Annotated in this window: 10 protein-coding genes and 2 pseudogenes; 8 read left to right on the forward strand and 4 right to left on the reverse strand. The window is 32.6% G+C overall.

Annotation, left to right across the window (positions count from 1 at the left end):
* Positions 1-22 precede the first annotated feature (22 nt).
* The 7 genes and pseudogenes from P5P90_RS10780 (at position 23) to phoU (ending at position 7553) form a co-directional block, all read left to right on the forward strand.
* A complete protein-coding gene (locus tag P5P90_RS10780; protein WP_278034693.1) occupies positions 23-1138 on the forward strand; it encodes a sensor histidine kinase in 1116 nt (371 codons plus the stop codon).
* Between the two features lie 335 nt (positions 1139-1473).
* Positions 1474-2766 (forward strand): porin, encoded by a 1293-nt coding sequence (locus tag P5P90_RS10785; RefSeq protein WP_278034694.1) that lies wholly within the window; start codon positions 1474-1476, stop codon positions 2764-2766.
* Between the two features lie 104 nt (positions 2767-2870).
* Positions 2871-3704, forward strand: a complete 834-nt coding sequence (locus tag P5P90_RS10790) for a phosphate ABC transporter substrate-binding protein (protein WP_278034695.1) — start codon at positions 2871-2873, stop codon at positions 3702-3704.
* Between the two features lie 92 nt (positions 3705-3796).
* A complete protein-coding gene (pstC, locus tag P5P90_RS10795) occupies positions 3797-5071 on the forward strand; it encodes a phosphate ABC transporter permease subunit PstC (protein ID WP_278034696.1) in 1275 nt (424 codons plus the stop codon).
* 3 nt (positions 5072-5074) lie between these two features.
* Positions 5075-6019 carry a phosphate ABC transporter permease PstA gene (gene pstA / locus P5P90_RS10800; protein ID WP_278034697.1) on the forward strand — a complete coding sequence of 315 codons (945 nt, stop codon included), beginning with the start codon at positions 5075-5077 and terminating at the stop codon, positions 6017-6019.
* A gap of 50 nt (positions 6020-6069) precedes the next feature.
* Positions 6070-6827 (forward strand): annotated as a pseudogene (gene pstB, locus P5P90_RS10805) (phosphate ABC transporter ATP-binding protein PstB).
* Positions 6828-6890: 63 nt separating this feature from the next.
* Positions 6891-7553: a phosphate signaling complex protein PhoU gene (gene phoU, locus P5P90_RS10810; protein WP_278034698.1), complete on the forward strand. Its 663-nt coding sequence runs from the start codon at positions 6891-6893 to the stop codon at positions 7551-7553.
* 78 nt (positions 7554-7631) lie between these two features.
* On the opposite strand, the gene P5P90_RS10815 is transcribed toward phoU, so the two are convergent.
* The 3 genes from P5P90_RS10815 to P5P90_RS10825 all read right to left on the reverse strand — a co-directional run bounded on the left by P5P90_RS10815 (position 7632) and on the right by P5P90_RS10825 (position 10645).
* The gene (locus P5P90_RS10815) at positions 7632-8696 is read right to left on the reverse strand and encodes a glycosyltransferase (RefSeq protein ID WP_278034699.1); all 1065 of its coding nucleotides are present in this window, start codon (positions 8694-8696) and stop codon (positions 7632-7634) included.
* A gap of 179 nt (positions 8697-8875) precedes the next feature.
* Positions 8876-10132: an aspartate kinase gene (locus P5P90_RS10820; protein WP_278034700.1), complete on the reverse strand. Its 1257-nt coding sequence runs from the start codon at positions 10130-10132 to the stop codon at positions 8876-8878.
* Between the two features lie 12 nt (positions 10133-10144).
* Entirely contained in the window at positions 10145-10645 is a 501-nt protein-coding gene (locus P5P90_RS10825; RefSeq protein ID WP_278034701.1) for a GNAT family N-acetyltransferase, read from the reverse strand.
* A gap of 167 nt (positions 10646-10812) precedes the next feature.
* Here P5P90_RS10825 and fbp point away from each other — a divergent pair.
* Positions 10813-11825, forward strand: a pseudogene (gene fbp, locus P5P90_RS10830) (class 1 fructose-bisphosphatase).
* Between the two features lie 79 nt (positions 11826-11904).
* Here fbp and P5P90_RS10835 read toward each other — a convergent pair.
* Positions 11905-12357 (reverse strand): TerB family tellurite resistance protein, encoded by a 453-nt coding sequence (locus P5P90_RS10835; RefSeq protein WP_278034702.1) that lies wholly within the window; start codon positions 12355-12357, stop codon positions 11905-11907.
* Positions 12358-12389: the final 32 nt, after the last annotated feature.

Raw genomic sequence — 12389 nt, forward strand, 5'->3', positions numbered from 1 at the left:
ATAATCAAGAACAATTTATTAAATGAAAATTAGCTTTAAAAAAACATATAAGTTCGCCATTAAGTCGGCATTTTATATTAGTGTTTTTTCTACTGCCTTTGTTCTTTTTTTAGCAATGCTTATTTTTAATACTAGTCCTAAAAGCTTATGGACTTTTGGGATAGTATTTGTATTTGTAATTTATCTCTTTTCCTTTTTGGTGTTACAATATCGTGTAGAGAAATTTATTTACAGAAGAGTAAAGAAAATTTACGACGATGTTTCTCTCCTAGAATCTAGTACACTTATTAATCAGCCTATCACAACGGATATGGAAACTTTAACACGTGAAGTGAAGAAGTTTGCCACAGATAAGAAACTAGAAATCGAAATGCTGCAAGTTCGTGAGGAATACCGAAGAGAGTTCTTAGGAAATATTTCTCATGAATTAAAAACACCTCTTTTTACCGTTCAAGGATATATTTCTACCTTGCTTGACGGAGCGATGGAAGACAAAACAATTCGTAAAAAATATTTAAAACGTGCCGACAAAGGTGTGGAGCGTCTTATATATATAGTAGAAGATTTGGATATGATTACCAAATTAGAGTCTGGAGATTTGAATTTGGATATTACTGAATTTGATATTGTCGAATTAATTCGAAATGTTTTTGACTTGTTAGAAATGAAAGCCGACAAGAAAAAAATTACCCTTTGTTTCGAAAACGAGTACATCCGTCCTAATTTTGTTAAAGCAGATAAAGATAGAATTCAGCAAGTGATTGAAAACTTGATTGTAAATTCTATTAAGTATGGTAAAAAAGACGGGACAACAGAAGTGGCCGTAGTCAATTTGACTAAAGAAAAAGTGTTAGTTCGAATTACTGACGATGGTGAAGGAATTGAAAAACAAAATATCCCAAGGCTTTTTGAGCGTTTTTATCGTGTAAATAAGAGCGGGTCTAGAGCCGAAGGAGGTTCTGGTTTAGGATTGGCTATTGTAAAACACATCATCGAAGCCCATAAAGAAAAGATTTATGTGGAAAGTGAATTTGGAGTTGGTTCTGAGTTTTCTTTTACAATTGAAAAAGCAGTTAAAAAAGAACAGGAAAAACAAAAACAAGAAGAAATTATTATCGAGGACGAAGACGAAGAGTAGTCTTTATTTCCTTTTTTAATACCAAAGGCGTAGTTATAAACTACGCCTTTTTTGTTGCTTTTATTCAAAATCCAAGCCAATTTATCGTTTTTCAGAATCATGTTTTTTTCGGCTTTTGTCCAATGTTAATTTAATGTTAACTAAAAATAACTCCTTCAAGGCTTGAATTTGTTGGGCTTTCTCATATTGGTAAAATAAATTCTCACATTAAAAAGTAGCTAATGTGAACAAATGTTTACGTTAAGTTCTCTTTATGATAACTCACGCTTAATATTTGAGATAAAGTTTAATATTAGGTTTGCATAAAAATAATATAATATTGATTTAAAGTTAAAATGAAAAAATATTTATTTACAGGTTTGCTATTTGTTTCGTTTTTAATGAATGCGCAAGAGGTTGATAAGGTGGCAGTGGCGAAAGAGGTAGTTCGTGTACTGGATTCGATAAATAAAGTTAAGGTTGCTCAAGAAAATGCAAAGCCTAAAAAAGAACACTGGTATGATAACATCGGTTTAAGAGGTTATGTACAAGTACGTTACAATGGTTTGTTGTCTACTAACGATAAAGTAGCTTGTGAGCAATGTGATAAATCATGGGGGACAACTTCAACAGCTCCGGATGCAAAATCAAATAATGGGTTTTTTATTAGACGTGCACGTTTAGTATTTTCGGGTCAAATTCATCCTAATGTATACATTTATATTCAGCCAGATTTAGCTAGTTCGCCTGCATCAGGAGTGAATCATTTTATGCAAATTAGAGATGCTTATTTTGATTTGTCATTTGATAAAAAAAGAGAATTTAGAGTTCGTTTAGGGCAAAGTAAAGTGCCTTATGGTTTTGAAAACATGCAATCAAGTCAAAACAGATTGACTTTGGATCGTAACGATGCGTTAAATAGTGCTGTTGCAAATGAGCGTGATTTGGGAGCTTTCTTTTATTGGGCACCAAGCGAAGTAAGAGAGCGTTTTGCAATGTTAGTGAAAGATGGTTATAAAGGATCTGGTGATTATGGAGTATTTGCATTAGGGGCGTATAATGGTCAAACAGCTAATAAGTCTGAAGGAAATAGAAATTTACACGTAGTTACAAGATTGAGTTATCCTTTTGTTATTGGTGATCAAATTATTGAGCCAGGAATTCAGGCTTACACAGGAAAATGGGCTTTTGGTAGTGAGCTTTCTACAGGCGTTACTACAGCTAACAAACAAAATACTTTAGATCAAAGGGTTGCAGCTTCTTTTATTTTGTATCCAAAACCATTTGGAGTGCAAGCAGAATATAATATAGGTAAAGGACCTCGCTATAATAAAGTAACAAATTCTGTTGATGTTTCACATCTAGAAGGAGGTTATGTGACTTTGAACTACAAATTGGATTTGCCTAAACGCCACTTATTGTATCCTTTTGCTAAATTCCAATATTATAATGGAGGTAAGAAATTTGAAAAAGACGCCAGAAGCTATGTAGTGAGGGATTACGAATTAGGTTTAGAGTGGCAACCATTCAAGGCATTTGAGTTAGTAGCGGAATGGGTTATAGCGGATAGAACTTTTGAAGATAGTTCATTACCTAATAACAGACAAAAAGGGAATTTGTTGAGACTTCAGGCTCAGTTTAACTTCTAATTTATAGGTAATTAGGTAGCTTTTTAATAAAACAAACATAATGTTAACTTAACATTGGCAGGAGGTATATAGGGTACTTTTGTGCTAAATTAAAAACAATTAAAATGAAAAAATCTAATTTAAAATTATACGCTCTTTTAGCAGTAATAATGACTGTTGGTTTATCTTTTACAGCTTTGAAAAAAATCACTGTAAAAGGATCAGATACTATGGTAATTTTGTCTCAAAAATGGGCGGAAGTTTATATGGCTAAACATCCTGGTACCGTAATTCAGGTTACAGGTGGAGGTTCTGGAGTAGGTTTGGCTGCTTTATTAAATGGATCTACAGAAATTGCTAATGCAAGTCGTCCAATAAAACCGGCTGAGGTTAAAAAATTGAAAGAGAAATTTAAAACAGCAGGTATTGAAATTCCATGTGCAAAAGATGGTTTATCTGTGTTTTTAAATAAAGGAAATAAAGTTTCTGAATTATCTATTCAGCAATTAGGAGCTATTTTTTCTGGTAAAATTACAAACTGGAAAGAAGTAGGTGGAGATGATGCTAAGATTCGTTTGTATGGAAGAGAAAGTAGTTCAGGTACTTTTGAATTCTTCAGAGAGCATGTAGTAAATGGTGATTTTGCTGCTAATGTACAAACATTGCCTGGTACTGCTGCGATTGTAAATGCTGTTGCTAAAGATAAATATTCAATTGGTTACGGTGGAGCTGCTTATGCAGAAGGTGTTAAAGACTGTAAAGTGAAAAAAGATGCTAAAAGTAAAGGTGTATTACCAACTGCTGCTACTATCAAAAATAAAACCTATCCAATTTCAAGATACTTATTTATGTATTTGAAATCGAAACCAACTGGCGAAACAAAAGCATTTATTGATTGGATTTTAAGCCCAGAGGGACAAAAATTAGTTGTTGAAACTGGTTATTTTCCAGTAAAATAATAAAATGATAAATAATACTATCCTTTATCGGCTATACTACCCGATAAAGGATATGTTGTATTTATAAATTAATGAATTTTTAATTATTCAAAATGAATTCTCAAATTCCGATCAAAAAAAATTTCACCAAAGAAAGTTTGAAGAAACAGTTTAGGCTTTCGGAGTTTCTTGCTGAAAAAATAATTTCATCTGTTGCTTTTCTCTCTATTGCAATTATTTTTCTGATCTTTATTTTTGTTTTTAAAGAGTCTTTGCCAATTTTTAGTTCAGCTAAAGAATCAGCTCAAACGGAAATACAGCAATCATCGGATGCTAACAATACGCCAGAATCCTATGGTGGAGTTGAAACAGATGATTTACAACCAGAATCCTATGGCGGAGTTGAAAAAGAAGACTTACAGCCTGAATCCTACGGTGGGGTTGAAAAAGAAGATTTACAACCAGAATCGTATGGTGGAGTTGAAACAGATGATTTACAACCAGAATCCTACGGTGGGGTTGAAAAGGAAGATTTACAACCAGAGTCCTATGGTGGAGTTGAAAAAGAAGAATTGGTCGCAGGAGACGAATCCACAGAAAAAACAGAAGTAATTGAAGAGAAATCAGATTCCATTTGGGATAGCTTATTAACTTCTGATTGGGTTCCTGTTTCTGAGAATCCAAGATTCGGATTGTTAAGTTTATTGATTGGAACTTTAAAAGTGACTATAATTTCAATGCTTATTGCAGGTCCAATTGCTATTTTGGCGGCACTTTATACGGCATGTTTCGCTTCTAAAAGAACCAAAGAAATTATTAAACCGATTATAGAAATGCTTGCTGCATTCCCATCGGTAGTTATTGGTTTCTTTGCTTTGATGGTGATGGCAACTTTTTTCCAGGATATTTTTGGATATGATTCCCGTTTAAATGCTTTTGTAGGTGGTGTTGCGATGGCTTTAGCTTCTATCCCAATTATTTATACTATTTCTGAAGATGCGCTTTCGTCTATTCCTAAAACCTATACTGAAGCAAGTTTAGCTTTGGGTGCTAATAAATGGCAAACTGCTTTTTATGTGGTGTTACCCGCCGCTACTCCGGGTATTTTTGCTGCTTTGCTTTTAGGTGTAGGAAGGGTTTTTGGAGAAACCATGATTGCTTTGATGGCCACGGGTAATGCGGCTTTAATGTCGGCAAATCCTTTTGAAAGTGTAAGAACTTTTGCTGCTACAATTGGTGCTGAAATGGCAGAAACTGTTTTTGGAGAAACACATTATAGTGTGTTGTTTTTTATTGGTTCATTGTTATTCATTTTTTCTTTTGGATTAAATGCATTGGCTGAATTTTATGTAAAAGGTAGATTAATTAAGAAATTTCAAGGAAAATAAATCATGAGTACAGCAACTAAAGAAATCAACAGTTCCTTGCTTTCAACTCAAAACAAAAGTACTGATATAAAAGGTAAAGTTATTGTAGGACTAACTCAATTAGCAGTTTACACTATTATTGCTATCCTTTTTGTTATCTTAGGAATTATTATTTATGAAGGGCGTGAAAAATTTTCATGGGAATTCATCAGTTCTTTTCCAACTAATGGAATGACCGAAGGAGGTATTTTTCCTGCATTGATTGGAACTTTTATCATGGTTATTGTGATGTCAATTGCTGCAGTTCCTTTTGGTACAATTACAGCAATTTATTTGACGGAGTATGCGAGTGAAACTTCTAAGTTTGCCGCTGCAGTTCGTTTTTCTGTTCGAACTTTAGCCGTAGTTCCTTCTATTATTTTTGGTCTTTTCGGACTTGGATTTTTTATTCAATTTATCGGAGCAGGGTTTGATAACGCTTTCAATGGAGGACAATTACGTTGGGGACAGCCTAATATTCTTTGGGCAAGTTTAACCATGTCATTATTAACATTGCCAGTGATTATAGTTTCGGTAGAAGAGGCTTTAAAAACCATACCACGTGAATTGCGCGAAGCCAGCTTGGCATTGGGAGCAACTAAATGGCAAACCATTAAAAATGTGGTTCTTCCGGGTTCAATTTCTGGGATTATGACAGGAACAATTCTTGCGGTAAGTAGAGGTGCGGGTGAGGTAGCTCCTATTTTATTTACTGGAGCAGCTTATTATTTGGCTTCTTTGCCAGGTTCTTTGAGTGATCAGTTTATGAATTTAGGTTATCATATTTATATTATGGCTACTCAATCTTCTGATGTTGAAAAGACAATGCCTATTCAATTTGCAACTACTTTAGTGTTATTGATTTTGACTTTGTCATTAAATTTAGTGGCGGTAGTTATTCGTTCTAGAATCAGAAGAAAAGCAAAATAATTTTGCTCATTAACTAATAAAATTTACTTTTAGATTATAATAAAATAAAAATGAAAGACATAAAAATACAAGTAAATGATTTGTCATTGTATTATGGTGAAAAGAAGGCGTTAAAGGAGATTACAATGGAAATTCCAGCTAATAAAGTGACTGCGTTAATTGGTCCTTCTGGTTGTGGGAAATCGACATTTTTAAGATGTATTAACCGTATGAATGACTTGATTCCTAGTGTATCAATTACAGGTCAAATGCTTGTGGAAGGAGTTGATATTTACGATAAGAATGTAGATGTTGTAAACATCCGAAAAAAAATCGGGATGGTGTTTCAAAAATCAAATCCTTTTCCAAAATCAATTTATGAAAATGTGGTTTATGGTTCCAGAATTAATGGGATTAATGATAAAAAAAATTAGACGAAATTGTTGAAACTTCATTACGTCAGGCGGCAATTTGGGATGAATTAAAAGACCGTTTGGGTGATTCGGCTTTAGGACTTTCTGGAGGGCAACAACAACGTTTGTGTATTGCCAGAACGTTGGCGGTTAGCCCAGATATTATTTTGATGGATGAGCCAGCGAGTGCTCTGGATCCAATTTCTACCTCTAAAATTGAAGAATTGGTTCACGAATTGAAAGAGCAATATACCATTATTATTGTAACTCATAACATGCAACAAGCAGCAAGAACCAGTGATCATACTGCATTCTTTTATATGGGTGAATTGATTGAAATGGGTAAAACAAATGCAATTTTTACCAAACCTGAGAAAAAACAAACTGAGGATTATATCACGGGTAGATTTGGATAAAATAGCATATTACTTAAGTAAGAGGTATTTTTAATCTACACAGTTTTAAAACAAAATAATAGGATGACACACTTTGAAATAGAATTAGATAAATTAAAAAATGTAATTCAAAAAATTGGGGTTTTAGCAGAAAATCAAGTGAGTGAAGCAGTTAAAGCGGTACTTGCTGAAGCTGTAGTTGAAGGAAAAGAAATAAAGAAAGTTGAGAATAAAATTGATAAATTAGATATTAAGATTGACGAAATTTGTCAACGAATTTTTGCGCTACAACAACCCGTAGCCTCTGATTTAAGATTTATCATGGCTTCATTGCAAATTAGTAATGAGATTGAACGAATTGGGGATCTGGCTATTAGCATCATCAAGAAAACTAAAAATATCAAAGAAAAGCACGATTTAATCGGGAAGTTTAATATTGCTGATGTTGCGAGAGAAGTAGAAGTAATAATGGTAAAAACGAATGAGTGTTTTTTAACTAGAGATTCTGATATTATTGCTTCAATTTTTCCGTTAAATAATTCGATAAAAGCTAATGTTGACGAACTTATTAATGGTATTATTGCTGAAATGAAAGCGAACTCTAAAGTAGTTGTTTCGGGAACTAATCTTGTTTTAGTTTTGAAACATTTGGAACGTATTTCTGAGCATTGCAGTAACATTGCAGAATCCGTTTATTTTATGGTTCATGCTAAAATTATTAAGCATGAAAAATTTGACGAAATGTAATAAAGTATGTAATTTTAACTAAAAAAGCTAGATTGTCTATTTGATTATCTAGCTTTTTTATTGAAATTTTACTTTCTATTATTGAAAAACCTTAAAAATTTCTACCCAATTAAAATCGGTTTTTATTTCGGATAGTCCCTTAAAATTATTTATTTTTTCTAAATCCTTTATCGTAAAATGTTCTTGATCTACAAAAGGGACAAGACCTTCTTTTTTGAGTTTTTGAGCCAAATATTCCTGTTCAAATTGCCCAGGTGTAGGAATGAAAAATGCTTTTTTATTGAGTTTTGATAAATCCATTATGGAAGTGTATCCTGAACGACAAAGTATTAGTTCGCTTTCATTCAGCGCTTGTTCCAGCTGGCGACTGTGCATGAAATTATAATAAGTAACATGGTCTATTTGTTCTTTGACTTGTTCTTTTTCAATAATTCCTTTTACAAAAAGTATAGAGCCATTATAATTAACTATTTCTGCTTTTAATTTTTCCTCAAGCATTCCTCTTTGTGGTTCTGGTCCTGAAAGAGTGATCATTAAATCATATTTTTTAGCTACTTTTTTACAGTGCATTCTGCTTATTGGACCAATGTATTTAATGTTGAAATCAGGGTTTTTTAAATGACTTAATTCACCCGCTAAATTAGTGGTGCCATTCGAATCCGGTACCCAACATTCTGTGAATTTTTTTATAATATTTTGATGTAAAAGACTGGTGAGCCAAGTCGTGTTGCCTGTTAAAACATTTAACTGATGCGTAATAAAAACAGAGGGTATTTTTTTATTAAATACACCTAATCTGTTGTCTGAAATAATACCTTCAATATCGTGTTTCTTTATCCATTTCTTAACTAACCTTTTTTCTTCAAGGATAGCTTCTATCATTTTTGGACAATTTTTAAGAAGTTTCCATTTGAAATATTTCCCATTTTTAGCGTATTCAATTTCATAGGAAGGTAATTCGAGAAATTTTAGATAAGGAAATTCTTTTTTTAGTAAGTCCAAAGCAACACCATCCGAAGCAATTATTGGAATGTGATTATTGTCTAATAAAGCTTTAATGATAGGGATACAACGAGTGGCATGGCCTAGTCCCCAGTTTAAAGGCGCTACTAGTATGGTTTTATTTGGTGTACTTAAATTCATAGTTTTAAACATTTTGATAAAAATAGTCAAACAAAGTTTTTAGATTTTTTCCTATGAATTATCAAACTATTAAGTTATTATTTCCTAATGTAATAATTTAATGCGCAATTTGAATAAAAAAAGACACTGAAGTTAATAGTTTAACAACAGTGTCTTTGATAGCGTTATATAAAAAAGGCTTAGCTTTCTTTAGTCACAATTTGCATTGTTTCAGTACCTAGTTGTTTTAACAGTACTGTTTTGCCCTCCATAACTGTTTGTGCAGCTGCATCATTAAAATGTCTTATAGTGTAAAGTGTAACATCTTCGTTGTAACCTACTTTGAACTTTTTAGACAAAATTGCTAATAAGTCTTTGAAGTTGCCAAACTTATCTTCTACGCAAACCGAAAAACTAATAGCAGAGTTTTGAATTAGGTTTACTTTGATTTTGAATTCGTGGAATAAACCAAATATTTCACTAATATTTTCTTCCATAATGAAAGAGAAATCAATTGATGAAAGAGAAATCAATAATTGCTCTCTCTTAACAATGAAGCATGGCATAAATGGTTCAAGAGTAGCTCCTTTGCTTACTACAGTTCCTTTTAGTAATGGATTAATAAAAGATTTTACGTGTAAAGGAATTTCCTTTTTTTGTAAAGGTTGTAGTGTTTTTGGGTGAATTACTGTTGCTCCGTAGAACGCTAATTCAATTGCTTCTCTGTAGGAGATTTGATTAAGCAAACTTGCGTTTTCAAAATATCTAGGGTCAGCGTTCATAACTCCAGGAACGTCTTTCCAGATGGTAACACTTTCGGCATTCAAACAATATGCAAAAATAGCAGCAGTATAATCAGAACCTTCACGACCCAAAGTAGTGGTAAAGTTATTTTCGTCAGAACCTAAGAAACCTTGAGTAATGTTTAAGCTTTTAGTTTTAATATTGTTAGCAATATTTTTTTGAGTTAATTCCCAATCCACTTCAGCATCTCGGTAGTTGTTGTTGGTTTTGATGTAGTTGCGCACATCGATCCATTGGGTTTCAATTCCCATGAAGTTCATGAAATAACTTAAAATGGTAGTCGAAATAATTTCTCCCATACTTACAATTTGATCGTAAACAAAGTTGTAGTTAGGCGATTTATTGTGCGCTAAGAAATATTCTAAATCGGTAAAGTGATTTTGTACCGCAGCAAAAACTTCATGGTTTTCATCTTCAAATAAATCCAAAAGAATTTGATTGTGGTATTTTTTTATTTCTTGTACCGAAGCGTTAAGCTCAGCTGATTTGTCAAAGTAATTTTTAATTACCACTTCTAATGCATTAGTAGTTTTGCCCATAGCAGAAACAACTAACAATACATCTTGATACCCTGCTTTTTGTAAAACGTCGTAAACGTTTCTTATTCCAGCGGCATCTTTTACAGATGCTCCACCAAATTTAAATACTTTCATATTTTGTTTTTTCTAATTTTGTTTTACTCTATTTTTCATAAAATTAGCAATTCCTTCTTCATCCATCTGAGCAACATGCCATTCTTTTAATACTTTGGCACCTGTTTTTTCATAAAAATCAATCGCTGGTGTGTTCCAGTCTAGTACATTCCAATCGATTCTTCGTACTTGATCTTTTTGGGCCTGCTTGATAATTTCTGAATAAAGCGCATATCCAATTCCTTTACCACGCATATTATTTTTTACAACTAAATCTTCAAGATGGATGATTTTACCTTTCCAAGTCGAATAACGGTAATAATAAAATGCTATTCCTACGATTTCTTTTTCATTTGAATCAGAATCTATTTCGGCAACAAAGACATGAAATAAAGGGTGTTCTCCAAAACCATCTCTAATTAAGTCCTCTTCCGTAATCATAACTGCTTCAGGTTCTTTTTCAAAAACAGCTAATTCTTGAATGAGTTTAAGAACAGCAGCCATGTCTTCTTTTTTACCAGTTCTGATATTCATGAATTCGTATTATTAAGGTTTGAAAAATAATATGGCTTTTTTTATTTGTATGCAACTTTAAATTCTTAGCAAATATACAATACTGAAAAACTAAGTAGGTTTTATTGAATCATTATCACAAAAAAAACGATATTTGTTATCGCAAATATAACTATATCGATTTCGGAATGGAACAAAGTACTAAAACTCTAGGGGAATTTATTATCGAAAATCAAAATGCATTTCAATACTCATCTGGTGAGTTATCAAGAATAATCAATTCAATACGATTAGCCGCAAAAGTAGTTAGTTACAAGGTGAATAAAGCTGGTCTGGTGGATATAACTGGTGCTGCTGGCGAAAGGAATATTCAAGGTGAAGATCAGCAAAAACTAGATGTGTATACTAATGAGATTTTTATTCAAACATTAAAAAATCGAGAGATAGTTTGTGGTATCGCTTCGGAAGAAAATGATGATTTTATAACCGTCGAAGGACAAGATAAAAATCATAAAATAAATATGTGGTTTTGATGGATCCTTTGGGTGGATCTTCTAATATTGATGTAAATGTTTCAGTGGGTACTGTTTTTTCGGTATACAGAAGAATTACTCCTATTGGGACGCCGGTTACTCTTGAAGACTTTTTGCAACCGGGTACTATGCAAGTGGCAGCTGGATATGTAATTTATGGTACATCAACAATGTTAGTCTATACGACTGGTCATGGGGTAAATGGGTTTACATTAAATCCTGCAATTGGTACTTTCTATTTGTCACATCCCAATATGCAATTCTCTAAAGACGGACATATTTATTCGATTAACGAAGGGAATTATATCCAGTTTCCGCAAGGCGTAAAAGATTATATTAAATATTGTCAATCAGAAGAAGGAGATCGTCCTTATACTTCAAGATATATTGGAAGTTTAGTTTCGGATATCCACAGGAACATGATTAAAGGTGGAATTTATATTTATCCTACAAGTTCTAAAGCACCAAAAGGAAAATTAAGATTGCTTTATGAATGTAATCCAATGGCTTTTATAGCTGAGCAAGCCGGTGGAAAAGCATCGGATGGATTTAGAAGAATTATGGAAATTAAACCAACTGAATTACACGAACGCGTACCATTTTTCTGTGGAAGTTATAACATGGTAACTAAAGCAGAAGAATTTATGCTTAACGCTAGTAAGAAATAGTTAAATCAGTATTTCTAGAAATCAAAAAGCTCTTGAATGATTTACTCAAGAGCTTTTTTTGTATGGTTAACGTAAAATATTATTTGTGCATGTTTTGCATTTCGTAAGCAAAAGTGTCAAAATCTACTTTTTTGTCTACTAATGATAATGCTTTACCCACAATATATCCAGAATTGCTAGGTGTAAAACCTAAACCAATGGCAATTTTCTTTAAGATTGTTTCTTGTTTATCTCCCAACTGGTGGTCTACATGAACCATTCTTGCTAGGTCATATAAACGCTCTAGTCTTTGAGAGTATAAATAAGGAGGGTTAATCGGATGTATTGTTGGATTCTCTAAAATTTCTTCATACTCTGAATCAGAAATTTCAAGTTTCGTTGCTAATTTGTTTAAGAAGTTTTTTTCTTCTGTTGAAACAATTCCATCTGCTAAAGCAACACGAACAATCGCAGAGAAATGACCTCTATTTCTTTCTTTAAATTCGCTATCAAATAAATCTGAAAATGACATAATACTTGTTTTTTTAGACAAATATAATTCAATTTTTAAATTATTAATTTCCT

The organism is Flavobacterium nitratireducens (assembly GCF_029625335.1).
GTDB lineage: Bacteria > Bacteroidota > Bacteroidia > Flavobacteriales > Flavobacteriaceae > Flavobacterium > Flavobacterium nitratireducens.